Annotated in this window: 28 protein-coding genes; 12 read left to right on the top strand and 16 right to left on the bottom strand. The window is 69.6% G+C overall.

Going from position 1 to position 25,645, the window contains the following annotated elements; genetic code table 11:
* Positions 1-69 precede the first annotated feature (69 nt).
* The 7 genes from ACH34R_RS22080 to ACH34R_RS22050 all read left to right on the top strand — a co-directional run bounded on the left by ACH34R_RS22080 (position 70) and on the right by ACH34R_RS22050 (position 6,133).
* The gene (locus tag ACH34R_RS22080) at positions 70-843 is read left to right on the top strand and encodes a GntR family transcriptional regulator (RefSeq protein ID WP_397563351.1); all 774 of its coding nucleotides are present in this window, start codon (positions 70-72) and stop codon (positions 841-843) included.
* Between the two features lie 53 nt (positions 844-896).
* A complete protein-coding gene (locus ACH34R_RS22075; RefSeq protein WP_397563350.1) occupies positions 897-2,198 on the top strand; it encodes an ABC transporter substrate-binding protein in 1,302 nt (433 codons plus the stop codon).
* Positions 2,195-3,124: a carbohydrate ABC transporter permease gene (locus ACH34R_RS22070; RefSeq protein WP_397563349.1), complete on the top strand. Its 930-nt coding sequence runs from the start codon at positions 2,195-2,197 to the stop codon at positions 3,122-3,124. Before ACH34R_RS22075 ends, ACH34R_RS22070 begins: the two co-directional genes overlap by 4 nt.
* Positions 3,124-4,002 (top strand): carbohydrate ABC transporter permease, encoded by an 879-nt coding sequence (locus ACH34R_RS22065; protein ID WP_397563348.1) that lies wholly within the window; start codon positions 3,124-3,126, stop codon positions 4,000-4,002. The genes ACH34R_RS22070 and ACH34R_RS22065 overlap by 1 nt, the downstream gene beginning before the upstream one ends.
* 27 nt (positions 4,003-4,029) lie before the next feature.
* The gene (locus tag ACH34R_RS22060; protein WP_397563347.1) at positions 4,030-4,911 is read left to right on the top strand and encodes a 6-phosphogluconolactonase; all 882 of its coding nucleotides are present in this window, start codon (positions 4,030-4,032) and stop codon (positions 4,909-4,911) included.
* A complete protein-coding gene (locus ACH34R_RS22055) occupies positions 4,904-5,560 on the top strand; it encodes an L-ribulose-5-phosphate 4-epimerase (protein ID WP_397563346.1) in 657 nt (218 codons plus the stop codon). Before ACH34R_RS22060 ends, ACH34R_RS22055 begins: the two co-directional genes overlap by 8 nt.
* Positions 5,561-5,836: 276 nt before the next feature.
* A complete protein-coding gene (locus ACH34R_RS22050) occupies positions 5,837-6,133 on the top strand; it encodes a hypothetical protein (RefSeq protein ID WP_397563345.1) in 297 nt (98 codons plus the stop codon).
* Positions 6,134-6,249: 116 nt separating this feature from the next.
* On the opposite strand, the gene ACH34R_RS22045 is transcribed toward ACH34R_RS22050, so the two are convergent.
* Positions 6,250-6,720, bottom strand: coding sequence for a hypothetical protein (locus ACH34R_RS22045; protein WP_397563344.1), 471 nt, complete (start codon positions 6,718-6,720; stop codon positions 6,250-6,252).
* Between the two features lie 671 nt (positions 6,721-7,391).
* Here ACH34R_RS22045 and ACH34R_RS22040 point away from each other — a divergent pair.
* On the top strand, positions 7,392-7,526 hold the full coding sequence (locus ACH34R_RS22040; RefSeq protein WP_397563343.1) for a hypothetical protein: 135 nt from the start codon (positions 7,392-7,394) through the stop codon (positions 7,524-7,526).
* Positions 7,527-7,697: 171 nt separating this feature from the next.
* On the opposite strand, the gene ACH34R_RS22035 is transcribed toward ACH34R_RS22040, so the two are convergent.
* The 11 genes from ACH34R_RS22035 to ACH34R_RS21985 form a co-directional block, all read right to left on the bottom strand.
* Positions 7,698-8,246, bottom strand: coding sequence for a TetR/AcrR family transcriptional regulator (locus ACH34R_RS22035; protein ID WP_397563342.1), 549 nt, complete (start codon positions 8,244-8,246; stop codon positions 7,698-7,700).
* Entirely contained in the window at positions 8,243-8,770 is a 528-nt protein-coding gene (locus tag ACH34R_RS22030; protein WP_397563341.1) for a cupin domain-containing protein, read from the bottom strand. The genes ACH34R_RS22035 and ACH34R_RS22030 overlap by 4 nt, the downstream gene beginning before the upstream one ends.
* Before the next feature lie 19 nt (positions 8,771-8,789).
* Positions 8,790-9,635: an SDR family NAD(P)-dependent oxidoreductase gene (locus ACH34R_RS22025; RefSeq protein WP_397563340.1), complete on the bottom strand. Its 846-nt coding sequence runs from the start codon at positions 9,633-9,635 to the stop codon at positions 8,790-8,792.
* A 26-nt stretch (positions 9,636-9,661) separates the two neighbouring features.
* The gene (locus tag ACH34R_RS22020; RefSeq protein WP_397563339.1) at positions 9,662-11,200 is read right to left on the bottom strand and encodes an AMP-binding protein; all 1,539 of its coding nucleotides are present in this window, start codon (positions 11,198-11,200) and stop codon (positions 9,662-9,664) included.
* A 25-nt stretch (positions 11,201-11,225) separates the two neighbouring features.
* Positions 11,226-12,401, bottom strand: a complete 1,176-nt coding sequence (locus ACH34R_RS22015; RefSeq protein ID WP_397563338.1) for an acetyl-CoA acetyltransferase — start codon at positions 12,399-12,401, stop codon at positions 11,226-11,228.
* Positions 12,383-13,702 (bottom strand): OB-fold domain-containing protein, encoded by a 1,320-nt coding sequence (locus ACH34R_RS22010; RefSeq protein ID WP_397563337.1) that lies wholly within the window; start codon positions 13,700-13,702, stop codon positions 12,383-12,385. The genes ACH34R_RS22015 and ACH34R_RS22010 overlap by 19 nt, the downstream gene beginning before the upstream one ends.
* Positions 13,689-14,837 carry a thiolase family protein gene (locus tag ACH34R_RS22005; protein ID WP_397563336.1) on the bottom strand — a complete coding sequence of 383 codons (1,149 nt, stop codon included), beginning with the start codon at positions 14,835-14,837 and terminating at the stop codon, positions 13,689-13,691. The genes ACH34R_RS22010 and ACH34R_RS22005 overlap by 14 nt, the downstream gene beginning before the upstream one ends.
* Positions 14,834-15,625 (bottom strand): SDR family NAD(P)-dependent oxidoreductase, encoded by a 792-nt coding sequence (locus ACH34R_RS22000; protein WP_397563335.1) that lies wholly within the window; start codon positions 15,623-15,625, stop codon positions 14,834-14,836. Before ACH34R_RS22000 ends, ACH34R_RS22005 begins: the two co-directional genes overlap by 4 nt.
* Before the next feature lie 150 nt (positions 15,626-15,775).
* The gene (locus tag ACH34R_RS21995; protein WP_397563334.1) at positions 15,776-16,294 is read right to left on the bottom strand and encodes a MarR family winged helix-turn-helix transcriptional regulator; all 519 of its coding nucleotides are present in this window, start codon (positions 16,292-16,294) and stop codon (positions 15,776-15,778) included.
* A 48-nt stretch (positions 16,295-16,342) separates the two neighbouring features.
* Entirely contained in the window at positions 16,343-17,098 is a 756-nt protein-coding gene (locus tag ACH34R_RS21990) for an SDR family NAD(P)-dependent oxidoreductase (protein ID WP_397563333.1), read from the bottom strand.
* Between the two features lie 13 nt (positions 17,099-17,111).
* Positions 17,112-17,699 (bottom strand): TetR/AcrR family transcriptional regulator, encoded by a 588-nt coding sequence (locus ACH34R_RS21985; RefSeq protein ID WP_397563332.1) that lies wholly within the window; start codon positions 17,697-17,699, stop codon positions 17,112-17,114.
* Positions 17,700-17,846: 147 nt separating this feature from the next.
* On the opposite strand from ACH34R_RS21985, the gene ACH34R_RS21980 reads away from it, so the two are divergent.
* The 3 genes from ACH34R_RS21980 to ACH34R_RS21970 are packed head-to-tail and all read left to right on the top strand — an operon-like array spanning position 17,847 to position 21,120.
* Positions 17,847-18,785, top strand: a complete 939-nt coding sequence (locus ACH34R_RS21980; protein ID WP_397563331.1) for an alpha/beta hydrolase — start codon at positions 17,847-17,849, stop codon at positions 18,783-18,785.
* A 26-nt stretch (positions 18,786-18,811) separates the two neighbouring features.
* Positions 18,812-19,657, top strand: coding sequence for a class I SAM-dependent methyltransferase (locus ACH34R_RS21975; RefSeq protein ID WP_397563330.1), 846 nt, complete (start codon positions 18,812-18,814; stop codon positions 19,655-19,657).
* Positions 19,658-19,668: 11 nt separating this feature from the next.
* Positions 19,669-21,120 (top strand): aldehyde dehydrogenase, encoded by a 1,452-nt coding sequence (locus tag ACH34R_RS21970; protein ID WP_397563329.1) that lies wholly within the window; start codon positions 19,669-19,671, stop codon positions 21,118-21,120.
* A 401-nt stretch (positions 21,121-21,521) separates the two neighbouring features.
* On the opposite strand, the gene ACH34R_RS21965 is transcribed toward ACH34R_RS21970, so the two are convergent.
* From ACH34R_RS21965 to ACH34R_RS21955, 3 genes are read right to left on the bottom strand one after another with little or no spacing between them, the layout of a single operon-like run.
* A complete protein-coding gene (locus ACH34R_RS21965) occupies positions 21,522-21,848 on the bottom strand; it encodes a DUF1048 domain-containing protein (RefSeq protein ID WP_397563328.1) in 327 nt (108 codons plus the stop codon).
* A 1-nt stretch (position 21,849) separates the two neighbouring features.
* Positions 21,850-22,206 (bottom strand): DUF1048 domain-containing protein, encoded by a 357-nt coding sequence (locus tag ACH34R_RS21960; protein ID WP_397563327.1) that lies wholly within the window; start codon positions 22,204-22,206, stop codon positions 21,850-21,852.
* On the bottom strand, positions 22,203-22,529 hold the full coding sequence (locus ACH34R_RS21955; protein ID WP_397563326.1) for a PadR family transcriptional regulator: 327 nt from the start codon (positions 22,527-22,529) through the stop codon (positions 22,203-22,205). Before ACH34R_RS21955 ends, ACH34R_RS21960 begins: the two co-directional genes overlap by 4 nt.
* A gap of 440 nt (positions 22,530-22,969) precedes the next feature.
* Between ACH34R_RS21955 and ACH34R_RS21950 the strand changes: the two genes are divergently transcribed.
* Positions 22,970-24,865: a CocE/NonD family hydrolase gene (locus ACH34R_RS21950; RefSeq protein WP_397563325.1), complete on the top strand. Its 1,896-nt coding sequence runs from the start codon at positions 22,970-22,972 to the stop codon at positions 24,863-24,865.
* 236 nt (positions 24,866-25,101) lie between these two features.
* On the opposite strand, the gene ACH34R_RS21945 is transcribed toward ACH34R_RS21950, so the two are convergent.
* Positions 25,102-25,413: a winged helix-turn-helix domain-containing protein gene (locus ACH34R_RS21945; protein WP_397563324.1), complete on the bottom strand. Its 312-nt coding sequence runs from the start codon at positions 25,411-25,413 to the stop codon at positions 25,102-25,104.
* Positions 25,414-25,645 lie beyond the last annotated feature (232 nt).

The following is a 25,645-nucleotide window of genomic DNA, read 5'->3' as shown; positions in this document are numbered from 1 at the left end:
TATAGACATGTCAATAACCTGTCTGCTCATCTATTGACAGGTATGGTCGGCGGTCGGCAGCATGGCGGCGTGGAGAAGGACGGAAACACCACGCTGGAGGACGTCTCGTCCAAGTCCGCCGGGCCGCGCTGGGAACAGATCGCGGCGATCCTGGCGGACGAGCTGCGGGCCGCCGAGGCGGGCTCCCGGCTCCAGTCGGAGGCCGCCCAGTGCCGCCGCTTCGCGGTCAGCCGGATGACCCTCCGGCAGGCGCTGGCCGAGTTGCAGAGCCGCGGCCTGGTCGAGGCGCGGGCCGGTCGCGGCTGGTTCGTGGCCGCGCCGGGCCGTACGGGAGCGCCGGACGGCGCGCCCATCGCCGAGCCACCGGGCAAGCTGATGAGCTTCAGCGAGATGGCCCGGTCGAAAGGACACGTCCCCGACTCCGAGGTGCTCACCCAGGAGATCCGGCCGGCGACCTTCGAGGAGGCCGAGCAACTCGGCCTGGTCCCGGGCGCGGATCTGTTCTCGCTGCGCCGGCTGCGCAGGCTCAACGGCCTGCCGGTGGCCGTCGATCACAGTCTGGTCCCCGGCGACCTGCTGCCGGACGCGCTGGCCACCGACTTCTCCACCGCTTCACTGCACGACGCGTTCCGCGCCGCGGGCGCCCCGCCGACCAGCGCCGACCTGGAGATCGAGGCGATCGTCGCGGACACCGAGGACGCCACCCTGCTGGACGTCGAGGAGGGCTCTCCGCTCCTGAAGGTCCGGCAACTGTTCTTGGACGCCGAGCGGCGGCCGATCGAGCGAGGGGTCATCCAATATCGCGCCGATCGCTACCGCTACCGGGCGACGGTACGGGCCTAACGCCGCCGGAGCCCCGCACTTCCCCCCACCGGTCGGCCCCCCAGGAGGCAGCCATGGCTCCCAGGAAGACCGTACGCGGCGTCGTCGCGTGCCTGCTGCTCGCCGGACCGCTGCTCACCGGCTGCGCCGGGGGCGGCGGGCAGGGACCCGCCGACCCGGAGGCCCCGGTCACGCTGGTCTGGTGGACCGGGCAGGCCGACGAACCACAGCGGGTGCTGCAGAACCTCGCGCAGGAGTTCTCCAAGCTGCACCCGAACGTCACGATCGAGGTGTCGTCCGGCGCGCCGACCACGACCGAGCTGTTGCAGAAGCTGACCGCCGCGTTCGCCACGTCGAAATATCCGGACATCTCCTACACCTACGGAAGCTGGACCGGCCGGCTGGCCGCCAGCGGCCGGACGCTCGACTTCACCCAATGGGTCAAGGACCCGTCGGTGAAGTGGATGGAGTTCTCCAGCTCCGCACGGAGCGCGTGCAGCCCCGGCGGCAAGGTGATCGGCTTCCCCTCCCTGGTGGACGATCTCGCCCTGGTCTACAACAAGAAGCTGTTCGACCAGAACGGCATCCCGTACCCGACGCCGGAGTGGACCTGGGACGACTTCCGGGCCGCGGCCAAGAAGATCACCGACCCGGCCACCCAGACCTGGGGCACGGCCTACCACGTGAGCGGGGGCGAGGACACCACCTGGCGGCTGTGGCCGCAACTGTGGCAACTCGGCGGCAAGATCGCCGAGCCCGATGGAAAGGCCGCGTTCAACTCGCCGGCCGGGGTGCGGGCGCTCGAGTTCTGGCGCACGATGGCGGTGGACGACAAGAGCGTGTTCATCGACCAGACCGACGAGAAGAGCGACCCGATGTTCGCGGGCGGGCACCTGGGGATGCTCATCACCGGTCCGTGGTCGCTCTACACCTTCGTCGAGGCCAAGACGCCGTACGGCGTGCAGATCCTGCCCGGATACGACGGAGACCACCAGACGGTTTCCGGCCCTGACGTGTGGACCGCGTTCGACCACCAGGATGCCGATCGCGCCTACTGGAGTTTCCAACTGCTGAAGTGGCTGACCTCGCCGGAGATCGACCCCCGGTGGACGATGGCCACGGGAAATCTCCCGCTGCGCGCGTCGGAGCGTGGCACGCCGGAGTACGAGCGGTTCGTGAAGCGGTTTCCCGGGGTCGATGTGATGGTGCGCAACCTGGTCAACGACAAACAGGCGCGGCCGACCGACGACTGGTACGTGACGTTGTCGCGCAATGCCGGGGAGGCGATCGCAGCCGTCCTTCAGGGAACCATTGGCGTGCGCGAGGCGCTCGACACCGCCGCCCGTAAGTCCGACGCGAGTCTGGCGGACAATTGACCCCGCGCGAGTCCGGCGGACAATCGACCCGCGGCGAGCGGCCGAGGCCGGCCGTCTCGATTCGCAGGAACGCCACGGCCTGGCTGTTCGTCGGCCCGGCGACACTGATCATCGTGGGGTTGTCGATATTCCCCGCCGCGTGGTCGCTGCTCCTCTCGCAACAGCGCTGGGACGGCATCACCGCCCCCAGATACGTGGGATCTCGCAACTACACCGCGCTGCTGGCCGACCCGGAGCTGTACGACGCGGTGGGGCACACGGTGTTCTTCACCGCGGTTTTCGTGCCCGCCTCCCTGGTCCTTGGCGTCCTGCTGGCCGTGGCGCTGAACCGGCGGATCCGGTTCCTGGCCTTCTACCGCACCTGCATATTCGTGCCGTTCGTCACGTCGGCCGCCGCGACCGGAATTCTGGCGAATTTCGTCTTCGAGCCGCGGACCGGCATCGTGAACGGCGGGCTGCGGATGTTCGGCATTCCCGCGCAGGGTTTTCTGGAGGACCCCGGGCAGGCGATGTTCGTGCTCTGCCTGGTCGCGTTGTGGGGGGCACTGGGTTTCACGGTGGTCGTTTATCTGGCCGCTCTCCAGGACATTCCGGCCGCGCTCTACGAGGCCGCCCAGATCGACGGCGCTTCGCGCTGGCAGATGTTCCGGCGGGTGACGCTCCCGCAACTGCTCCCGGTCACGATCTTCGCGGCGGTGTGGCAGACCATCACCGCCCTCCAGCTCTTCGACGTGGTGTTCACCACGACGCGCGGCGGCCCGGTGGGGGCGACGCGGACGATCGTCTATTTCATCTACCACCATGCCTTTGAACGCGCCGAATACGGCTACGGCTCGGCCGCGGCGCTGTCGCTCTTCGTGGTGAGCGTGCTCATCACGATAGGGATGATGGTGTACGCCCGGTTCAAGCGGATCGAGGCGTTCTGATGCTGACCACGCCGGTCCTGCGAGAGGCCGCGCCCCCGCCTCCGGTGCCGGTCCGCCGACGGCGGCTGCGCCGGCCGTTCGATCCGTGGCACCTGCTGCTCATGCCGGTCGCACTGGTCTTCGCCTTCCCGCTGGTCCAGATGATCCTGACGTCGTTCATGTCGGCGGCGGAGATCAACTCCTACCCGCCGCGCTACCTCCCCAGGTCGCCGCAGATCAGCGGATACGTCGGGCTGTTCACCAACGCCCCGGCCCTGCGGTGGCTGGGCAACTCGGTGATCGTCGCGGGCGTGGCGGTGCTGTCCCACCTGGTCCTGTGCTCGGCGGCCGGGTACGGCTTCGCGCGGCTGAGGTTCGTCGGGCGGCGGATCGGATTCCTGGCCATCCTGGCGACGATCATGATCCCCACCCAACTGCTGATGATCCCGACCTACGTGATGTTCAGCAGGTTCGGCCTGGTGGACACGCTTGCCGCAGCCATCGTGCCATGGCTGTCGTCGGCCTTCGGGATCTTCCTGATGCGGCAGTTCTTCCTGTCGCTCCCTGTGGAACTCGAAGACGCCGCCAGGATCGACGGCTGCTCGACGTTCGGGGTGTTCTGGCGGATCGTCCTGCCGCTCGCCCGCCCGGCGCTGGCCACCCTGACGATCTTCACGCTGCTGGGCTCATGGAACGACCTGTTGTGGCCGCTGGTGGCCATCAGCGACGAGCGGTGGTACACGATCCAGCTCGGGCTCGCCAACTTCCAAGGCCCGCGCCGCACCGACTGGCCGATGCTGATGAGCGGGAACGTCGTGGCGACCCTCCCGCTGATCGTCGGCTTCGTCCTCGTCCAGCGCCAGTTCATCGCGACCATGACGATGTCCGGCATCAAATGACCCTTTCCAGCCGAGAGAGCAGGCCAAGTGAACAAGAAGGATCTGTATACCTGGTGCAGCGTCCCGGTCGATGACCTGGCCGGCCATCCGGACCGCAGGATTGCGCTGCGGTTGTGCGCGGGGCCTGCGGAGATGGCGAACCTGATGGCCACGGAACTGCTCGACGACGTGCGCGCCGCGGCCGTGCAGGACCGCATGTTCCGGGTGATCATCCCGTGCGGCCCGGTCGAATGGCTGCGGCCGTTCACCCGGATGGTGAACAAGGCGTCGTTGAGCTTGAGCCACGTCGAGGTGTTCCACATGGACGAATGCCTGGACTGGCAGGGAAGGACGCTGCCCCGTACCCACCCGTACTCGTTCCGCGGCTACATGCAGCGGCACTTCTACGACCCGGTCCGGCCCCAGTTGGCGGTGCCGGACGCCCACCGGCACTGGCTCGAACCGGAGACCATCGAGGCCGTTCTTGAGGCGATCGAGTCCGGGCCGATCGATCTGATGTACGGCGGCTGGGGCCAGGACGGGCACGTGGCCTACAACCAGGCCAGGCGGAACGCGCTGAGTGAGATCACCGTGGACGAGCTGCGCACGTCCTCTGTGCGCGTCCAGGAGAACAACGTCGACACGGTCCTCGCGCTAGGACAGCGCAAGCTCGGCGGGGCCTACCAGTTCGTGCCGCCGATGTCGGTGACCCTCGGCCTGCGGGAGGTGCTCTCCGCCCGCAAGATCCGGCTGTTCAGCGACACGGGGGCCTGGAAGCAGACGGCGCTGCGGGTGGCGCTGTTCAGCGGGCAGACCGTGGAATATCCGATCACCCTGTTGCAGGAGCACGACGACGCCCTGCTCACCGCGACCAGGGAGACCGCCGACCACCCGATCAGCCGGCATCCGGAGTGGTCCTTTGATGTTTGACGACGTGCGGACCATCGTGGCCGAGTTGCACGGCGAGCTGACCAGGCACGGACTCGTGGCGTGGACCTCGGGGAACGTGTCGGCGCGCGTGCCGGGGGAGGACCTGCTGGTCATCAAGCCCAGCGGGGTGCGCTACTCCGACCTGACCGCCGACGCGATGGTGGTGTGCGACCTGCACGGCGGGGTGGTCGAGGGGGAGTGGTCGCCGTCCAGCGACACGGCGGCGCACGCGTACGTCTACCGGCACATGCCGGAGATCGGCGGCATCGTCCACACCCACTCGCCGTACGCGTCCGCGTGGGCGGCCTGCGGCGAGCCGATCCCGTGTGTCCTGACCGCGATGGCCGACGAGTTCGGCGGCGAGATCCCGGTCGGGCCGTTCGCGCTCATCGGCGGCGACGACATCGGCCGCGGCGTCGTGGCCACCCTGCGCGGTTCGCGTTCGCCCGCGGTGCTGATGCGCAACCACGGCGTCTTCGCCATCGGGCGGACCCCGGCGGCGGCGGTGAAGGCCGCGGTCATGTGCGAGGACGTCGCGCGGACGACCCACCTCGCCCGTCAGCTCGGCACGCCGCGCCCGATCCCCGGCGAGGACGTGCACCGCCTGCACGACCGCTACCGGCGGGCCTACGGCCAGCCCCCAGCATGAGCCACCTACGTGGAGCCGTCTTATGGATCTCTAGGACGAACGAAACCGGAAGTTATCGGCATTCATCGGAGCTATGTGTGCTGGTCAGCCAAATCTTTTGGATCTTCGGCGGATACCAGCCAGCGTTACTTTGCGGCTGGCGACGCGGACCCGAGTAGGGGGCCTACGCCGAGGCGACGGTCGTCCCCGGCAAGGGCCTGGGCCAGTGCCCGACCGGCTACTTGTGCCTGTACGAGCACTTTCGCCTACAACCCCAACAGCGACCGAGGCCTGATCTTGCGCGCTGACCGTGACATGGCCCGGCTCGACGACTGCAGCTTCAACGACCGGGCCGGCTCCTACCACAACAACACCGGCCGCTTCGTGCGGGTGCACGAGCACTTCGGCTACGGAGGCGACCGGCTCCAACTCGCCCTCGGTGTACACGCGCTCCCCGGCCGGTACGGCCGGGGAGCGCCCCCCACATCGGTCGTCCGCGACCCAGCCCCATCGGCCCGTTTCCGTCCATTCTCCGAAGGCCGTCTCGATAAGCAGCCAGGCCGGCTGCTTCAGGAAGTGTCGTTCGTGCTGTGAGAAGTGGCGAGGCCACGGGGTCGCGCGACACATCGATCACGATGTGCACCCAGTCGGCTGTCTGACTGCCGGAAAGGCGCCGGGTCGCCGATTGTTTACGGCGGGGGATCGACGGGTCAGGCGTAGCGCTGGATGGTCAGTACCCAGTTCTGCACACCGGCCTCGACGATGGTGCCGCCGGCGTACTGCAGCCGCACCTGGGCGGTGGCGTTGACCACCGGGATGGTGGGCGGAATCTCCGCGACGCGGACGGTGGTGATGCTGCGCCATTCGCTGGCCTGGTCGATGGAGGAGTCGAAGCGGTGGTTGTCGCTGATGGGGTGGGGATCCTGACCGCCGAAGGTGATGTCCAGGAAGGCCACTCCGTTGTCGCCCTGGATCTTGACCAGGGATTCGGCGGAGAAGGTGGCGATGAACAGCGCGCCAAAGCTGGGAGTCCCCTGGCCGACGCTCAGTGGGATGGTGGCGCCGGGCAGATCGATCCAGGTGTTGGGGGTGGTGGCGGTGAAGCGGTCTGATCCCCAGATGGTGGCGATCTGGATGGGGGCGGCGTTGCGTACGACGGGGCTGGTGGGGTTGTCCGACACGACGACTCCAAAAGGGGGAGAGAGGATGAAAATCGGTGATCAACTCCTATGGCTATGTTGTCTGGTCACTCTTTTCAAGGCCTTGAAATCATTCCAGCAATATGATCACCCCTGCGTTTAGGCCTTACATCTGCATAAATTCTAAAGTGTGATCTGTGTCACAGCTCACGGCCTCAATAAGTGAATATTTTTCTCTTTCTGGCCACGCCGCCTCGGCACTCCGTCAGGTAGCCGGCTGGACCAGGTGAGCAGAGGAATACCGGGAGCGGCACATTGGGTCCCCCGCTGCACATGCCGACATGTGAAGGTGAAACTATTTCGGCGAATGCCGTAGGTCACGCCGAGATTCGTTATCGGTGGCTCGTGGCCGAGGGATGCGGGCTGGTCTGGGGCGCGAGCTCGGCGGTGTAGCTGGACATACGGGTCTTCCCCCACATCGCGAGAACGCCGCGCCGAGCGGCCCCACCGGCCGGACTTCCAGAACTTCAGCGTGTCGCCCGCCTGCGGCAGCGCCAGGAGCGCGCCTCCCCTCCCGGTCGCGCGACACAACGCCATGGCCGCCGCTCTCACGCCCGACCAGCCGATCTCGTTCCTCACCTCGCCGACCGGGGCCACGGACCTACAGCCGCACGACCCGCGATCGTGCCCTCCCCGTCGCGCTCCAGGACGTGATGATCCGGCATGCCGACGAACCGGCCCCCGCGACCGCGTACACCCAGGTGACCCTGGACGCGGGGCACGCCGTCTTCGCCACCGCCCCGGCCGAGGTGGCCGACGCCATCCATCACGCCCCCGCACGATGGTGACGATTCCTGCCCAGTGTGCGGTCATCGACATGCCGGAGCGTGACAAGCTCGCCGGCGAGCTGCTGGACGCCTACCGCACCGGCCGGCCGGTAGAACCACTGACCGGCCGATTCGCCGGGCTCACGATCGACGAGGCGTACGCGATCCAGCCCGGCCGGAGGCCCCTGATCATCAGGAGCAGGGGCACGTCCCGGTGTGCCTGCGGGGGAACAGGACATCGAGCACCATGCTCTTCGCCTCGGCACTGCCGAGCCCGTAGATGATCGCTTGGACGCCGTCGACCATCGCCCGGGTCTCCGGGTCGTTCAGCTCGGGCCGGCATTCGGCGACCAGGTGGGCCCACTCCTCGCGGACGAGGCGACGGCGGCGCACCATGGCCGGGCGGCGGCCGGGCGGGAGGTTGTTCACCTCCCGGGAGGCGACGATCATGAGATGGGCGTCGGTCAGCGCCCTGCGCGTGCGCCTTTCCACCAAGGCGCGCAGGAGGTGTTCCGGGCAGCCGTCCTCCGCGTACACCTCGGCGACTTCGGCCTCCGCGCCCCGGGTGTCGGCCTCCACGACGGCGAGCAGGAGTTCGCCCTTGCCGGCGAAGTGCCGGTAGAGGGCCGGACCGGTGATCCCGACCGCTTCGCCGATCTCGTCCATGCCCGTCGCGTGGTAGCCGCGCTCGACGAACAGGCGCGCCGCCTCCCAGGTGATCATCGTTGCCCGGTCGGTCACCCTGCCTCCTGCCGGCGGCTCGCCGGATCCGCGCCTATCGCCACGCAGGCCAGTATGCACACCTCGGTGGAGCGGTTGCTCCAGGCGTGGGGCGTGCCGCGCTGGATGAGGACGTCTCCGGGGCCGAGCAGGGTCTCGGTCTCCTCCAGCACCGCGTACACCTCGCCCGAGATGACCTGGACGAAGTCGACCGCGTCGGTGACGTGCATGGGGTCGGCACCGCCCGAGGCGTCGGCGAATGCCTCCGCGCCCGTTCCCGCCGCGCCCGAGCGCCACGCGCTGTCGGGTTCGATGTAGCAGACCCAGCACACCGCGCCCGCCCGCGGCGGGTTCATGTTCACCCGGCCGGTCTCGGCGGTCTCGGCCGGCCCGAGGTCGGCGGGGGTGGACTCCACCCTCCACGCCTGGACGGCGGTGAAGGCGGGGCCGCCGACGACGGTCGGCGACGGGCCGTCGGAGATGATGGTGGAGCGGCCGGCGGAGTTGGTTCCGGTGACGACGCGGCGGATGTTGCGGGCGTTCATGGCACTCCTCGTGGTGATGTCAGGCGCGAAGGGACAGATGGCCGCCGTCGACGACCAGGGTCTGGCCGGTGATGTAACTCGACTCCGGCGACAGCAGGAACACCGTCGGATAGGCGATCTCCCAGGCCGTTCCCTGGCGGCGCAGCGGGATCGTCCCCTTGCGCGTCTCCACGGCGGCCCTGCGCTCGGGGCTGATCGAGGAGCCCCAGCGGCCCGCGGCGGTGTCGATGAAGCCGGGGACGACGATGTTGGCGCGGATGCCGCCGGCCGCGGCCTTCCTCGCGACGACGTTCTTGAGCCCTTCCAGCGCCGCCTTGGAGGAGTGGTAGGCGACGATCTCGTGGATCGGCGTGTAGGCGGCGATCGACGACACGAAGACGATCGCCGCCCCTGGCGACAGCAGCGGAAGCGCGTGCTTGACGGCGAGGAAGTGTGAGCGCACGTTGGTGGCGAACGTCCAGTCCCAGTCCTCCACACTGGTCGAGCGCAGGTCGCCGGGCCGGCCCGTGCCCACGACCAGGACGAGCCCGTCCAGGCCGCCGAGTGCCGCCGCGGATTCGCGCACGACGCGCTCGACGCCGCTCTCGTCGCTGGAGTCGGCCACCGTGACGTGGGCCCGCGCCCCCTCGGCCGCGACGAGGCGGGCGGTCTGGCGCACGGAGTCCTCGTCGATGTCGGACAGGGCCAGCGCGGCGCCTTCGCGAGCGCACAGCACGCTGATCGCGCGGCCGTTGCCGATGGGTGGTTCGTGGTCGAGCCGGTAGTCCTTCTGACCGGCGCCGATCACCAGAACGCGCCGGTCCTGGAGCCGGCCGCGACCGTGCGTACGGCCGAGGGCTTCGTCGGGCAAGATGTCGGCGGACATGGTCGTCCCCTTTCGATGGTCGGGATTCATACGGACCTGGATCGGCCCGCCCAGTACTGGGCGCGCAGTTCCTTCTTCAGCACCTTGCCGACAGGGCTGCGCGGCAGGTCGCGGAAGATCACCCGCTTGGGCGCCTGCACGCTCCCGAGCGCGTCCCGGCACAACTCGATGAGCTCGTGCTCCGGCACGCTCTCGCCGGTCTTGAGCTCCACGACCGCGGTGACCGCCTCGCCCCAATGGTCGTCGGGCAGGCCGATCACGGCGCAGTCACCGACCGCCGGATGCCCCCACAGGACCTGCTCGACCTCGCTGGGGAAGACGTTGAAGCCGCCGGTGATGATCAGGTCGCGGAGCCGGTCCACGATGTAGACGAATCCGTCGTCGTCGAGGCGGCCCAGGTCGCCGGTGGCCTGCCAGCCATCACCGCGGTCCAGCTCGGCGGTGGCCTCAGGGTCGTCCAGGTAGCCGCTCATGCGCAGGTCCGTCCGCACCGCCAGCTCGCCGACCTCGCCGGGCGGCAGCGGGCGTCCCTTCTCATCGAGTACGGCCACGCGGGCGACCAGGGACGGCCGCCCGCAACTGGCCAGCCGTACCGACCTGGCCGGGTCGGCGACGGCCTCGGCGTGGTCGGCCGGGCTCAGCCAGGTGCAGATCGTCGGCGCCTCGCCCTGGCCGTAGAACTGGGCCATGACAGGGCCGAAGGCGTCGAGCGCCGCGCGCAGCCTGCCGGTGGACATCGGGGCCGCGCCGTACAGGAAATAGCGCAGCGTCGAGTAGTCGTGCGCGGACAGCCGGGGGTGGTCCAGGAGGGAGTAGATCGCGGTGGGCGGCAGAAAGAGGCGGGTGACGCGGTCGCGCTCGATCGACTCCAGGATCGCGCCGGGGTCGACGCCCTGGTGCACGACCGTGCGGCCGCCCTGCAGGAGCAGGGGGAAGGTGAGCCCTCCCGCGGCGTGGGTCAGCGGCGCGGCGGCGATCTGGACCGGCCGTTCCTCCGGCATGTGCGCGGCCAGCCCGAGCGCCATGGTGGCGATCGAGCGGTGGGACAGGACGACGGCCTTCGGCGCTCCCGTCGTGCCACCGGTCCCCATGATCCAGGCCGGCGCCTCCCGGCCGGCGTCCGGCGGCGGGCAGCGTACGCCGGCCGGGCCCATCCACTCATGCAGCTCGGGGCCGATCGAGACGGCCTGCCGTACACCCGGCGCCGCGGCCAGGACGCGCGCGGCGTCGGCGGCGAGCGCTTCCTGGTAGAACAGGGTGGCACAGCCGGTCATCGTGAGCAGCGCGGCCAGTTCCCCGGGCTGTGAGCGCACGTTGAGCGGCACGTACGCCGCGCCGGCGCGTAGCACGCCGAGCTGGCAGGCGAAGGCGACCGGGTCGTTGGCGCTGAGCACCGCGACGCGCGCGCCGGGACCATCGCCTTGTGCCCGCAAGGCCGCGGCCACCCGGTGGCTCAGCTCGTGGATCTCCCCGTAGGTCCAGCTCCGGGACTTGTCGGCGAGTGTGAAGCAGACGTGGTCGCGATAGCGCGCGAAGGCGCTGTCGAGCGCGGTCAGCAGTGGCATGTGTCCCTCCTCCAATCCAAGCGGTTCAGCCCGCCTCGGCACCGACCACGGACACGAAGCTGACCGAGGCCCCCGGGCGACCGCCCAGGTTCTGGGTCAGGGCGAGGCCCCGGCCGCCTTCGAGTTGCCGTCCGCCGGCCTTTCCGCGCAGTTGAAGCCAGCATTCGTAGAGCATGCGCAGGCCAGAGGCGCCGATCGGGTGGCCGAAGGACTTCAGGCCGCCGTCCGGGTTGACGGGTATCGGGCCGTCGAGGTCGAAGCGGCCGTCGAGCGCGTCGCGCCAGCCCGCGCCCCTGGGCGACAGGCCCAGGTCCTCGTACAGGACGAGCTCGGTGGGCGTGAAGCAGTCGTGCAGTTCGACCATGGCGAGCTGGGCCGGCGGGTCTGTGATCCCGGCGGCGGCGTAGGCGGCGCGCGCCGACAGGACGGCCTCGGGCATGCTCGTGTAGTCGAAGCCGGGGGCCGTGGCCCCGTCGGCGGGGGCGGCCGACAGCGACAGGGCCTTGACGTAGAGCGGGTCGGCCGCGAGCCCCGGGCGGGTGATGACGGCCGCCGCCGCGCCGTCGGCCACTCCGGAACAGTCGTAGACGCCGAGCATGCCCGCGGCCAGGGGCGCGTTCTCGACCTGCTCGGGCCGGACGGGCACGCGGAACTGCGCCCGCTCGTTGCGCGCCCCGTTGGCGTGGTTCTTGCAGGCGATGTGGGTCAGCGTGGTGCGGATCTGCCGCTCGCTCAGCCCGTAGCGGTGGGCGTAGGCCGGGGCCAGCATGCTGAACGGGGCGGGCCCGCTGAACCCGGGTGCGGTGCCGTCGCCGCCCGGCCCCGGCACCACCAGCCCCGCGTGGCCGGTGTCCTTGAGCTTCTCCACGCCGATCGCCATGACGACGTCGTACGCGCCGGCCGCCACCGCGTAGCAGGCGTTGCGGAAGGCGTCCGAGCCGGTCGCGCAGTAGTTCTCGACGCGGGTGACCGGCCGGTAGCCGACATCGAGCGCGGAGGTCAGCGTCAGGCCGCTGTTGCCGCTGGAGAAGGTGCCCAGCCAGTACGCGTCCACGTCCTCAATGCCGATGCCCGCCGATGCCAGCGCCGCACCGGCCGCCTCGGCGATCAGATCGTCGGCCGAGCACTCCCAGCGGTCGCCGAACCGCGTGCAGCCCATGCCGGCGATCACCACCTTGTCCTTCACACCCCGGATGGCCATGAGTCCTCCTTCGACGCGGGCCGTACCTTCCAGAAGTAGTCGTGCGTGCCGCCGCTGGTGTGCAGGCGGCGGAAGGTGGCCTCCACCCGCATGCCACGCTCGACCTGGGCGGACGGCACGTCCGTCAGGTCGAGCTGTGCGTTCTGGCCGTCGTCGAAATGAATGAGCGCGGAGATGAGCGGTGGCTGCGGCGCGTACGCGATGTGGTCCACGACGAACTCGCTCACCACGCCACGCGTCCGGTGCAGATCCAGCCCGCCCGGGTACGGCGGGCGCAGCCCGCCGTACTTCCACCTGGCCGAGCGCCACGCCGCGGGCGCGGAGAGCGGCGCGGGGTCGGGGCGGCGCTGTGCCTCCCGGGGGAGTGTGCCGCGCCAGGCGAGGTAGTCGAGGTAGTCGGCGGCCAGGGCGGGGCGGGCGAGCTTGTCCCGCAGCGTGGAGCGGCGCGGGAGCGGCGTGCCGGTGCGTTCGGCCAGGAGCACCTCGCAGCCGTCGGACAGCAGGATCACCGCGACGAGGTCGCCCGGAGCGGCCCGTTCCAGGGCGTCGATCAGGACGAGGCCCCAGGCGGCGGCGCCCGCGTCGCCCAGTTCGGCGGGAGGGAGGGCCGCGCCGAGCCGCCTGGACACGGCGTGCGTCGCTTTGGTGTTGGCCCCGGCGACCACGATCGTGGCGAGGTCGTCGCGGGGGCGGCCGGCGTCGGCGAGCGCGGCGGTCAGCGCCCGCTCGCCCGGCCCGGCGTAGACGCTCGCGCCGAAGCGCGCGTCCCACCTGCGGTTCCAACGTTCGTCCGGCAGCCGCCAGAGGTCCATCAGCTCAAAGGTGAGCGACGCCCGTCCGGCGATCCGCGCGATGGCGCCGCCCTGGTCAGGGCCGATCAGGAACGCGGCTCCCGCGTCGGTGCCGTGCAGCTCTTCGTGGCCGCCCGGTGGGCCGTACTGCATGCCGGCCATGGCGACCAGCGACGGGCGTGGCTGCCGTACGGCGGAGGCGAAAGCGGCGACCGCCGAGCGGGCCGAACCGTTGACATCGTAGGCGGCCGTGTGCTCGGGGCAGCGCAGGACCGCGTGCAGGAGAGAGGCGTTGGTCTTCTCCATGTACGCGGGCCTGGTCGTCGACAGGTAGACGGCGACGAGGTCGCCGGCACGTCCCGCGACGGCCTCGAGCGCGGCCTCCACGGCGAGAGTGGTGGTGTCCTCGTCCACGTAACAGCGGGGTCCCGGCAGGCCGCCCACGCGCCATCGGGGCAGGTAGGCCCCGTAGCCGAGGATGGCCGCGCGGCCCGGCTCAGGCGGGGACATCGATGATCGTCCCGGTGCCGATGCCGCCACCCGCGCACATCGCGTGCAACCCGATCCCGCCGCCGCGGGCGCGCAGCGCGTGGACGAGGTGCCCGAGCTGGCGGGCACCGGAGGCCCCGAACGGATGGCCGATGCCCACCGCCCCGCCGTCGACGTTGATCCTTTCCAGCTCGACGGGGTGAACGGTGCGCCACGCGCACACCGGGACCGCGTAGGCCTCGTGGATCTCGAACAGGTCGATATCGGCGAGCCGCAACCCTTCGCGGCGCAGCAGCATGGTCGTGGCGCGGATCGGGCCCTCCATCATGATGCCGGGATCGACGCCCACGGCCAGGCCACGCCGGATCCAGGCGAGGGGACGCAGGCCGAGCCTGTCGCAGGCGCGTCGCGAGGCCAGCAGCACCGCCGCGCTGCCGTCCGACACCTGGCTGGCGTTGCCCGCGGTGATGACGCCGTCAGGCCGGTAGACGGGCTTCAGCGCGGCCAGGCCCTGCGGGGTGGAGTCCGCGCGGATGCCTTCGTCGCGGCTCAGCAACACGCCGTCCGGCCCGTGGACATGGGCCACCTCGCCGTCGAACCGCCCGTCCTCCCACGCGGCGTGCGCGGCCAGGTGGGAGCGCAGCGCGTACTCGTCGCACTGGCGGCGGTCGATGCCGTATTTGGCCGCCATCCGCTCGCCCGCGACGCCTTGGTGCGGCATGTCCCACAGCTTGAGCTGCGACGGAGGGTACGGCAGGCCGCCGCCGAGCTTGGCGGGGCTGTCCATGGGCACCCGGCTGAGCGACTCCACCCCACCGGCCAGCACGACCTCGGCCTGCCCCGCGGCGATCAGCGCGGAGGCGAGGTTGACGGCCTGCTGGCCGGACCCGCACTGGGTGTCGAGCGTGGTGCCGGCCGCCGTCCATGGCAGCCCCGCGGCGAGCCAGGCGTTGCGCGCGACATTGAGCGCCTGCTCGCCCGCCTGGTGCGTGCAGCCGGCGAGCACCTGCTCGACGTGGGCCGGCTCGACGCCCGCCGTGTCGACGCAGTGGCGGAAGGAGGCGGCGAGCAGGTCGGCGGCGTGAACGTCGCGGTAGGCGCGTCCGGCCTTGGCGATCGGGGTCCGGCTCGCGGCGACGATGGCGACGTCTGTCATGACACCCTCCTGGTGGGCTCCGCGGCAGGCCAGCCCTGCTGGGCCGAGACGGTCCAGCCGCCGTCGACCGTCAGGTGGGCGCCGGTGATGTAGGCGGCTTCCGCGCCGGCGAGGAACAGGGCCGCGTTCACCACGTCGTCGGGCCGCCCGATGCGCTTGATCAGGAACGAGTCCAGGTACGCCTGCCGGGCCGGCGACCCCTCGGGGCCGATGAGGTCGCGGTTGCCGGCGTTCTCCACGACGCCGGGCGCGATCGTGTTGACGCGGATCCCCAGGGGCGCGAGCTCGATGGCGAGAAGCTCGGTCAGCCGGTTGATCCCGGCCTTGGCCAGGCTGTAGGCGAACACGTGCGGCCGGTTCCCGGCCAGGCCGGTGCCGGCGTGCCCGCCGGCTATGGAGGAGACGTTGACGATGGCCCCGCCCGCCTTCATCCGCGGGGCCGCGTGCTTGGCGCACATCCAGTACTGGGTGAGCGTCGTGGCCAGGGTCCATTCGTAGTCCTGGCGGGACAGGTCCAGGGCCGCGCCGGGCCGTACGGCACCCGCGTTGTTGCAGAGCACGTCGATGCCGCCGAGGTCGTCCGCGGCGCGCATCAGGCGCTGAACCTGTTCTTCGTCGGTCAGGTCGAGGGGGGCGAGCGAGCGAAGGTCGCCGCCTGCCTCCCGCACCGCGCGCCCGGTGCGTTCCGCGGAGCCGGCGTCGAGATCGCAGCCGACGACCGTGGCCCCTTCGGCGGTGAATCGCAGGGCGGCGGCCCGTCCGATGGCTCCGCCGGTTCCGGTGATCACGACCACTCGTCCCGACATTCGTCCAGGCATGGCAGGTCTCCCGTCATCGTGGTGCGGCCGAGGTTAGTTGGTGTACCGACTATTTACAAGGCAAAAGTCGGCATACCTAGTATTTGGGCCGCGTAGCGTACTTGCTGGTCAGAAAGGGGGTCAGCCGTGCGCTGAGGGAGAGCGATCATCCTGCCAGATGTCGCCGAGGGACAAGCGCAGCTTGCGCAACAGCGCGAGCAGAGTCGCGATCTCGTCGTCGCCGAGCGCGTCGAGACCGTAGCCGGACTCGCCCTCCATCCGCATGACGGCGTCCTGGGCGGACTCGCCCTCGGGCGTTATCTCCACAACGGTCACGCGGCGGTCGCCGTCCAGGCCGCGGCGGCGCACGAAGCCGTCGCGCTCCAGACGGTCGATGGTCTTGGTGATCGTGGTCGGATGCGCGCCGGCCCTGGCGGCCAGGCGCGACAGGGGCAGCGACTTGTGCCGGGCGAAACTCAGCAACATGAGCGCCTGCCAGCCCGCCCAGGTCAGGTTGTGCTCGCGCAGGCTGGACTGGGCGTGCGCCTGGAGGAGCTTGTAGGCTCGCTCGATGGCGATGCCGGTGGCGGCCCGCGCGGGTCCGGGCACGCCGCGCGAGCGGTAGGCGTCCTCGGCCTCTTCCACAACGTCAAAGGGCAACGGGCACGCTCCTCCTCATCCAGCGGCCCACTGTAATACAGCCCCGGGTCAACGAGGGGGCAGGCGGATGGCCCCGTCAAGGCGGATCACCTCCCCGTTGAGCATGGGGTTGGACACGACGTGCGCGACCAGGGCGGCGAACTCCTCCGGCCTGCCGAGCCTGGACGGGTGCGGCGCCTGCCGGCTGAGCGACCGCCTGGCCCGTTCGGGAACGGTGGCCAGCAGCGGTGTGTCGAACAGGCCCGGAGCGATGGCCACCACGCGGATCAGCCGGTCGGCCAGGTCCCTGGCGATCGGCAGGGTCATGCCGGCCACGCCGCTCTTGGAGGCGGCGTAGGCCGCCTGGCCGATCTGGCCGTCGAAGGCCGCGGCCGAGGCCGTGGTGACGATGACGCCGCGCTCGCCGGCGAGCGGCGCGGCGGCGGCCATCCGCTCGGCCGCCAGGCGGACCACGTTGAACGTGCCGACGAGGTTGATCGTGATGATCCGGGCGAACGTGTCGAGGGGGTGGACCCCGTCCCTGCCCAGCACGCGTGCGGCGGTCCCGATGCCCGCGCAGGCGACGGCCACCCGTAATGGGCCGGACTCGGCGGCGGCGTCCAATGCCGTGCTCACGGCGTCCGCGTCCGTGACGTCGCCCGCCACGAAGCGGGCACCGATCCTTTCGGCCGCCGCCGCCCCCGATGAGGTGGGCAGGTCGAGGATGACGACCCCGGCCCCCGCCTCTGCCAGTGTCCTGGCCGTCGCCAGCCCCAGCCCCGATGCGCCGCCCGCGACGAGCGCGGTCGTCCCGGCGATGTCCATGCGATCTCCCGTTTCACAGGTCGGCAGGGCGATCGGGCAGCAGCAGGTCCAGCACCATGCCGGTGATCAACCGATGCAGCCGGTCCGCCTCCAGGCCCGAAGGGGAGGTCGCGACCGTGAAGACGAGCCATTTCGCGGCGATCACCAGTGCTCGCGCCGCGTCCTCGGTCAGCTCGGGCCGGGCGTCGGCGACCAGCCTCGTCCACTCCTCGTTGTTGCGCCGGGCCCGGAGCAGCAGCGGCTCGCGCGTCTCGGCGGGCAGGCTGTGGACCTCGCGGGCCGCGACGGCGGTCAGCGGGCCGTCGTCGACGGCCTGCCTCGTCTGGAGGCGGATGAGCAGGGTGAGCAGCTCGGCGGGGGTGCCGCCCGCCTGGTGGACCTTGGCCACGTCCGCTTCCGCCCGGCCCGCGCTCTCCTCGATCAGGGCCACCAGCACGGCGTTCTTGTCGCGGAAGTGCCGATAGACGCTCGGCCCCTTCAGCCCCGCCGCCGTTCCGATCATGCCGATGCTCGTGCCATGGAAGCCCTGCTCGTGAAAGAGCCTGGCGGCCCGGTGCAAGATCACGTCGCGCCGGCTTCCTGTCCTCACCTTGTCAGCCACCTCGCCATGTTAACCGACTGTCGCATCGAAGCGCTAGCTGTCCCTTGTGTACAGGGAAATATCCTTCTCTTGCCAAGAAGATGCTAATGCTGGTAAACGTCAGCTAGTAGCTTCCGTAGCCACCGACATGATTGGAGAGTGGATGCCGTGGCCCTTCAACCGGAACACGTGACGTTCAACAGCCTCGGCACGACCTGCGCGGGTGATCTGTACCTCCCGGAGGAGACTCCGGCACCCGCGCTGGTGCTGGGCCACAGCGGTGTGATGGTGAAGGAGGCGCTGGCGTACTTCGCGCCCTACTTCGTCAGCGCCGGCTTCGCCGTCCTGGCCATCGACTACCGCACCGTCGGCTCAAGCGAGGGCGAGCCGCGCGGTCTGGAATACCCCGACTGGCAGGTGGACGACTTCCGCAGCGCCGTCTCCTACCTCCAGAGCCGGCCGGAGGTGCTGGCGGAGCGCATCGGGCTGTGGGGGGTCAGCATCGGCGGCTCCGTGGCCGTCCAGGCCGCCGTCATGGACCGGCGCGTCAAGGCCGTGGTCGTGCAGAGCCCCAGCGTGTGGAACGGCTGGCGTTACCTCGAACGGCTCCTCGGCCGCGAGGGGCTTCAGGCGATGCGCGACCAGCTCGACGAGGACTGGCAGCGCCGCTACGAGACGGGCGCCAGCCTGCGGGTGCCGCACCTGAGCCTCGACCACGACAGTGCCAGGCAGGCGCACGAGTTGTCGTCGCGGATCTATCCCACCTACCGCAACGAGAAGACGCTCGACTCCGCCGAGCACCTGCTCACCTTCGCCCCGGAGAACCTCATCCACCGGCTCGCGCCGACACCGCTGCTCATGATCGCGAACGGCCACTACGACCCCTACCACGTGCTTGAGGAGGCGCAGAGCGCGTTCGCCAAGGCCGGCGAGCCCAAGCGGCTGGAGATCCTGCCCTACGACGTGCTCGGTCTCTACACGGGCCCCGGGCTTGAGGAGGCGATGGAACTCGCCGTCGACTGGTTCGACCGGTACCTGCGCCGGCGCAGGCTGCCGGACGCCACACCCGCGCCCACCGTCGAGACCGTCGACGCGATGCGGCGATGAAGGCCACGACAGGAGGCGGCGGCACCATGTCCGGAATCAGCACCGCCGGGCTGAGCGGCCAGGAGGAGACCGCGCTCATCACCCTGCACGCCCGCGCGGTGGACGCCAAGGCCGCACAGCCCATCCTGGGCGACCCGCACGCCGTGCGGGTCGCCCAGGCGCTCGACTACGACTGGGAGCGCCTTGCGCCGAGCCCCAAGCTGGAGCAGAAGGAACGGCTCAACGTCACCGTCAGGGCCACCCACTTCGACAGATGGGTACGCCGGTTCATCGCCGGCAACCCCGACGCGATCGTCCTCGACCTCGGCTGCGGGCTCGACAGCCGCGGCTACCGCGTGGACCCGCCGTCGGGCGTGGACTGGTACGACGTGGACCTGCCCAAGATGATCGCCATTCGCGCCCAGGTGTACCAGGAGACCGCCAACATCCACATGCTGGGCTCCTCGCTCAGCGACGAAGGCTGGCTGGAGGCGCTGCCGGCCCACCGGCCCGTCGTGGCGGTCATGGACGGGTTGTACCCGTGGATCGCCCAGTCCGACTTCATCACCCTCCTGCGGCGGATCACCGCGCACTTCGACAGGGGGGAGATCCTCCTGCTGGGCTTCTCCAAGCTCTCCTCGCGGATGATGCGCACCGTCGTCCCCGCCGTCAAAACCCTCGGCGTCCCCGTGAGCCAGGGCTTCGACGACCCGTACGACGTCGAGCGCTGGAACCCCAACCTGCGCTTCACCGCTCAGGAGCGGCTGATCAGCTCGCCCGAAGTCGCGAAGATGCCCCGCGGCGAGCAGATCCGCTGCGCCATCATGCGGGCGGTCCCCGGCCTGGCCAGGCTGGACAAGGGCATGCTCAAGTACACCTTCGATCGATCATGAGGGGGCCTCGCATGGCCACGGACACTCCCAGCCGGCCCAAGCTGCTCGTCGGCGGCGAATGGGTGTCGCCGCTGGGCCAGGACGAGATCGAGGTCGTCTCGCCCGTCACCGAACAGGTCGTCGGGCGGGCCGCCGCGGCCGGTGCCGCGGACATGGACCGCGCGGTGCGGGCGGCACGCAAGGCCTTCGACGACGGAGTCTGGCGCGACAGCACCCCCGCGGAACGGGGCGCGATCCTGGCGCGCGCGGCCGACATCCTCGCTGAGCGCGCGGACGAGATCTCCGAGCTGATCACGCTGGAGAACGGCTCGCCGGTGGTGCTGGGCGGCCCCTTGCAGGTGGGCCCGGTGCTGGACTGCCTGCGCTACTACGCCGAGCTGGCGAGCACGTTCGACTTCGAGCGGGAGCTGACCGACGAGGCCGGCTCGACGCTGGCCACCCTCGAACCGGCCGGCGTGGTCGTGGCCGTCACCCCGTGGAACGCGCCGTTGCTCGTCGCCATCGCGAAGATCGCTCCCGCGATCGTCGCGGGCTGCGCGGTCGTGCTCAAACCCGCCCCCGAGACGCCGCTCAGCTCCTACTTCCTGGCCGAGGCGCTGTACGCGGCCGGCCTGCCGCACGGCCTGCTCAGCGTTGTGCCGGCGGGCCGGGAAGCCGGCGAACAGCTCGTCGCGCACCCAGGCGTGGACAAGGTGAGCTTCACGGGTTCCACCGCCGCCGGGCGCAGGGTGATGGCCATCGCCGCGGACAGGATCGCCAGGGTGACCCTGGAGCTCGGCGGCAAGTCGGCCGCCGTCATCCTCGACGACGCCGACGTGGACACCGTCGTCGCGCCCATGGTGACGGGCGCGATGATGCTGTCGGGGCAGATCTGCATCGCCCAGACCAGAATCCTGGCCCCGCGCTCACGCTACGACGAGATCGTTCGCGCAGTGAGCGACGCCGCCCGCGCCCAGGTCGTCGGCGCCCCCTCGGAGCCTGCGACCTGGGTGGGCCCCCTGGTGGCCGAGCGGCAGCGCGAACGGGTGGAGGGCTATATCCGCTCGGGCCTGGAGGAAGGAGCGAAGATCGCCACGGGCGGGGGACGGCCGCCTCACCTGCCCTCCGGGTGGTACATCGAGCCCACCGTCTTCTACGACGTGCGCAACTCGATGCGGATCGCCAGAGAGGAGATCTTCGGGCCGGTGCTCGCCGTCATCCCCTACGACGATGACGACGACGCCGCTTACCTGGCCAACGACTCTGACTTCGGATTGTACGGCGGCGTCTGGACGGCCGACGAGCACCGGGGGCTCGCGTTCGCCAGGCGCATCAGGGCGGGCACGGTGAACATCAACGCGAGCACACCGGCGCGGGGAACGGCCGCGGGCGGCTTCAAACAGTCGGGGATAGGGCGGGAACTGGGCAGAGAGGGCCTGAAGGAGTATCTGGAGCTCAGGTCGATCGTGAAGCCCCGACGCTAGTGTCACGTGCTCGGCATGTCAGCGGACCCGCCGAGGGGGCGGGTCCGCATGAGGATCGTGCCGGTGTGTGCGCGGCCGGGGATCGGCACGGCGCGGGTCGCGGCCGGCCCGGTGCGCCGTGACGAACGCTTCGACCTGCCGCGAGCCCGCATGTCATAGGTGAGTGCCGCCCGCCCGCCCCGGCTCGGCGATGTCCCGGCGCCGGTACCTCTGGGTGGCGGACCGCCCATTGCAGCAGGTCACAGGGATACCGGCGCCATGCCGGTCCACTTCGTATCGGTCATGGTCCTCGTCTCTGTCCGCGTTGCCCTGTGGCTCGCCGGAGTCGCCGGAGTCGCCGGGCAGAGACCGGGAGCACCATGTCACCGGTGCTCGTGTGCGGGCTTGCCGGGTGGTGGGTGTTACTTGTCGGCCGTACCGGGTTTGCCGCTGATGGATTGCTGATAGATGTCCGCGTAGGTCTGCGAGTCCTTGATCGGGTCGTCGCAGAATGCGGCGACGTCGTTGCCGATGAGTTCGAGGACCCCCTTGCCGTTCGCGACGCCCTCCTCGAAGAAATCGACGATCCCTGAGAGCAGATGCCCGTCAGGCAGGTCGACCGGTCCGACCTTGAAGAAGTAGCGCTGCATTTCCTGGTAGACGATCTGGTAGTCCGGCGGGAGCGCCTTGACCCGCGCCACGTGCGCCCGCCATTGCTTCTTACCCTCGATGATGTCCTGGATGCCCATATCAGCCTCCCAGCCGGCCCAATTTCCTTGCGACGTTCCTGTTCAACTGCTCGCGCCACCGGTCGCGATAACTCTGGGCCCCTTGCCCGCCGGCCAGCGCCGCGCAGAAGCCCCCGATGTCGTCACCCAGCACCTCGTGAATGCTCTGCCCATCGGCCGCTGTCTCCTCTAGCAGCCCCAGAGCGCCGTCGAGAATCGGCATCAGGTTTCGGCCCGTGAAATCCGTGTAGGGGAAAAGATGACCCTTGATCTCTTCCCACGCCGCCTGGTAGTCGGCCGGCAATGCCGCGGCTCGGGCTTCGAACGCCTTCCATTCCCTGGTGAGATCGCTGCCTGTGATGGTCTCCCAGAAGTTCATCTCCTGCCCTCCTTGAGCCTGTCGATCCGTGATGTGATGTACTCCCATTTCGCCCAGAACGTCGCGAGTTCTTGGCGCCCTGCCTCGTTGAGCGCATAGAACTTGCGCGGGGGGCCCAGCCCGGACGGTCGTTTCGTCACCTGGACGAGCCGGTTTCTCTCCAGTCGCAGCAGGATGGTGTAAACGGTCCCCTCGACGACGTCGGCGAAGCCGAGTTCGTTCAGCCGACGTGTGATGGCGTACCCGTAGGTCTCCTCGCTGTCGATGATCTCAAGCACGCAGCCCTCAAGCGTGCCCTTCAGCATCTCCGTCAGGTGGTCCATTGTGGGCCTCTTCCGTCCTCCCTGGTACTCGGTGGCACTGAGTACTAGTACACAGTATCACGGAGTAGTGGGCATCTGCGCGCGAGGCGCACCGCCTCCTCTGTCAGGGGCCGGTCCGGGCGATGCCGGGGAGAGCGCGGTCAGGGCGACGGAGGTCCGGTGGCGAGCGGGTCTGACGCGGTTCCGCGTCAGCGGCCATGTCAGCACGGTGACGGCCCGATATCGGTGCGGTCGGCAACGGTGGATGCCGTGAGTGGTCGGGCTTCCCGGCCGGCGCCAGGTCCCGTTGCCGACGCCGCCAGGCCCGAGATACGCAGCGCGAAGCGTTCTTCACCGGCCGCCCGCTGCGCTCGCGCCATCTCGTCACGGCCTCGCCATGGCACCTCGTTGACGCCATGGCGAGACCACCGATCGCAGTATCCAGCCCAAAAGGGGAACACATGTCGAACTCCCAGCGGCGAGGGTTTCTCGCCGCGGTCACACTTGCGACCGCGCTCGCGGTCGCCGGCGCTCCCGCCGCGTCCGCGACGGCGAAGCCGAAGATCAAAGTCTCCGGCGGGCTCACCCAGCCCGTCTTCTCCTACCAGGACGCCATCCGTGAGCACGTCCGGGTGCAGTCGACGGTCGACAGCGACGGCGACGGCAAGAAGGATCTGGTCAGGGTGGACATCATCCGGCCGAAAGAGTCCGGTTCCGGGCTCAAGGTCCCGGTGATCATGCATGAGAGCCCGTATTACGACAACCCCGGCGTCGGCTTCGAGATTGAGAAGAAGAAGTACGACGCGAACGGGAACGTGACGAAATTCCCGATGTATTACGACAACTACTTCGTGCCGCGCGGCTATGCGTTCGTGTCCGTCGACATGATCGGCACCAGGTTGTCCGACGGCTGCCCGGCCTCTTACGGCGCCTCCGACGTGCTCGGCGGCAAGGCGGTCGTCGACTGGCTGAACGGCCGGGCGACCGCCTTCGACGACAAGGGCGACCCGGTCAAAGCCACCTGGACCACCGGACGCACCGGGATGATCGGCCACTCCTATGAGGGAGCGCTCGGCGTCGGCGTCGCCGGCACCGGCGTGGCAGGGCTGGAGACGATCGTTCCGCTCGCGGCCTACACCAGCGGCTACGAGAACGGGCACGTCAACGGCGTCCTCACCTGGTTCAAGGGCGGGGCGAGGTGGCAGTCCGAGCACGTCGACAAGGATCCGGCGGCGAAGTGTGAGGCGCTGCGCCGGCGCATGGACGCCGAATCCGGCGATGACACCGGCAACTACAACGCCTACTGGCACGAGCGCGACTACCGCACCGGGCCGATCTCGAAGGCGCGCAACGTCCATGCCAGCGTCTTCGCGGTGATGGGCATGCAGGATCGCAATGTGATCGGCAGCCAGTTCTCCCAGTGGTGGGCCGAACTGCCCCGCACGGTGGAACGCAAGGCATGGGTGACGCAGTACGGTCACCTCGACCCGTTCTGGGCCCGCCGCGACGTGTGGCTCACCACCCTCAACAAGTGGTTCGACCACGAGTTGATGGGCGTCCGGAACGACATCATGCAGCGGCCGCGCGTCGACGTGCAGCATGGTCCCGGCCGCTGGATCACCCAGGACGCCTGGCCGGCACCCGCGGCGCGGGCGACGACCCTGCGGCCGCAGCAGGACGGCTCCCTGGGCCGCAAGCCGTCGCCCGGCACCGGCGGCTACCTCGACATCGCCCAGACCGAGATCGCGATGGCGACCGATCCCGCCACCCCCAACCGGCACCGGTTGGCATTCCTGACCCCGCCGTTGAAGAACGCGGTCCGGTTGTCCGGGACACCGTCGGTGAGCCTGCGCCTCAAGCTGGACAAGCCGACCGCCAACCTGGGCGCCCTGCTCGTCGACTACGGCACCGACACCCGGATCAACCACCGCGAACGCGGTGCCGCGTCCGGGGAAGGTCTCAAGATCATCGGCGGCGAGGACTGCGTCGGCGAGAGCACGGCCGATGACGACGGCTGCTACTTCAAGGCCGTCGACAACACGGCGACCTCCGGCTTCAACGTGGTCACCCGAGCGATCCTGGACGCCCAGAACCACAAGTCGCTCAGCCGCCAGACCCCCCTGACGCCGGACAAGTCATACCAGATCACCTGGTCGATGCTGCCGCAGGACTACGAGTTCAAGGCGGGGCACCGGCTGGGCCTGGTACTGACCGGAACCAATGACGACTTCAACCTCGATGAGAGCGGCTCCGGCTCCGGCACCGACGTCGAACCCGGCACCGGGGCCAAGGTCACCGTCGAGCTGACCGGCACGTCGATTTCACTGCCACTGGTCAACGGCAAGTCCATCAGATAACAGCAAAGCCGATCATCCGTACGGTCGCGGCCCGGGTGGCCGCGGCCATACGCATGACGTCTCGGGCATCAGTCGCCGGCACCTGTCAGGACCGGGAGTCCACGCGCGAGTCGCAGGCCGGGCCGGACACGACCAGCAGTGCCAGATCCTCGGTGATGTCCACGAAGCGGTGTTCCTCGCCCGCCGGGATGCGGTATGTCCCTACGGGCTCGCCTTTTCACAGGACGGTCCTTCGCTCAGGACTGTCCTCGCGAGATCGCCAGCAGGGCTGCCGCGTGCCGTTCGAACGCGTCAAGCCCCGGCTGTGTTATGGCGAGCCAGGTGCGTGGCCGCCTGCCCACATATCCTTTCTGAACCTGAATGTAGCCGGCCAGCTCCAGTGATTTCATATGCTTCGATAACGCACCCGCGCTGACGGCGACCGCATCGCGCATCTTGCCGAACTCTAATGTTCTGCTTCTGGAAAGAATCGCAAGGACCGAGAAGCGAATGGGCGGATGGATCACGGCGTCGAGTTCTAGGCGGGGATGTGCGACAGGGCCGCTCACTGGAAGATCCTACTTTCATCCGAACTGATACGTACAGATGCCTTGGAGGCGATCCGGAATGATCCGGAGTTCTGACGCAGGGACGGGCGGATCCGCCACGCGGGCAGTGCGCAGAACCCTGCGACACGAACGATCCTCATTGAAGGGGATCAGGGCGGCAGAACCAAGATTTTCGGCTGTCCCGAACTGTCCCGGACGGCCCTCGAACAGCCTCGACCAACGTCGCACGGGT

It is taken from the genome of Spongiactinospora sp. 9N601 (assembly GCF_044326295.1).
GTDB lineage: Bacteria > Actinomycetota > Actinomycetes > Streptosporangiales > Streptosporangiaceae > Spongiactinospora > Spongiactinospora gelatinilytica.
The sequence above is the reverse complement of the archived record's forward strand: the minus strand, read 5'-3'. Positions and strand labels throughout refer to the sequence as shown.

Bases quoted from the DNA above. Each gene is read 5' to 3' on its own strand.
- ACH34R_RS22010 (WP_397563337.1), bottom strand. From the start codon at position 13,702: ATGTCCCCGCCTGAGCCGGGCCGCGCGGCCATCCTCGGCTACGGGGCC.
- ACH34R_RS22065 (WP_397563348.1), top strand. From the start codon at position 3,124: ATGCTGACCACGCCGGTCCTGCGAGAGGCCGCGCCCCCGCCTCCGGTG.
- ACH34R_RS21975 (WP_397563330.1), top strand. From the start codon at position 18,812: ATGTCCGGAATCAGCACCGCCGGGCTGAGCGGCCAGGAGGAGACCGCG.
- ACH34R_RS22025 (WP_397563340.1), bottom strand. From the start codon at position 9,635: ATGTCCGCCGACATCTTGCCCGACGAAGCCCTCGGCCGTACGCACGGT.
- ACH34R_RS21970 (WP_397563329.1), top strand. From the start codon at position 19,669: ATGGCCACGGACACTCCCAGCCGGCCCAAGCTGCTCGTCGGCGGCGAA.
- ACH34R_RS22005 (WP_397563336.1), bottom strand. From the start codon at position 14,837: ATGACAGACGTCGCCATCGTCGCCGCGAGCCGGACCCCGATCGCCAAG.
- ACH34R_RS21990 (WP_397563333.1), bottom strand. From the start codon at position 17,098: ATGGACATCGCCGGGACGACCGCGCTCGTCGCGGGCGGCGCATCGGGG.
- ACH34R_RS21950 (WP_397563325.1), top strand. From the start codon at position 22,970: ATGTCGAACTCCCAGCGGCGAGGGTTTCTCGCCGCGGTCACACTTGCG.
- ACH34R_RS22015 (WP_397563338.1), bottom strand. From the start codon at position 12,401: ATGGCCATCCGGGGTGTGAAGGACAAGGTGGTGATCGCCGGCATGGGC.
- ACH34R_RS22075 (WP_397563350.1), top strand. From the start codon at position 897: ATGGCTCCCAGGAAGACCGTACGCGGCGTCGTCGCGTGCCTGCTGCTC.
- ACH34R_RS22030 (WP_397563341.1), bottom strand. From the start codon at position 8,770: ATGAACGCCCGCAACATCCGCCGCGTCGTCACCGGAACCAACTCCGCC.
- ACH34R_RS21955 (WP_397563326.1), bottom strand. From the start codon at position 22,529: ATGGACCACCTGACGGAGATGCTGAAGGGCACGCTTGAGGGCTGCGTG.
- ACH34R_RS22040 (WP_397563343.1), top strand. From the start codon at position 7,392: ATGATCCGGCATGCCGACGAACCGGCCCCCGCGACCGCGTACACCCAG.
- ACH34R_RS22055 (WP_397563346.1), top strand. From the start codon at position 4,904: ATGTTTGACGACGTGCGGACCATCGTGGCCGAGTTGCACGGCGAGCTG.
- ACH34R_RS21965 (WP_397563328.1), bottom strand. From the start codon at position 21,848: ATGGGCATCCAGGACATCATCGAGGGTAAGAAGCAATGGCGGGCGCAC.
- ACH34R_RS21960 (WP_397563327.1), bottom strand. From the start codon at position 22,206: ATGAACTTCTGGGAGACCATCACAGGCAGCGATCTCACCAGGGAATGG.
- ACH34R_RS22020 (WP_397563339.1), bottom strand. From the start codon at position 11,200: ATGCCACTGCTGACCGCGCTCGACAGCGCCTTCGCGCGCTATCGCGAC.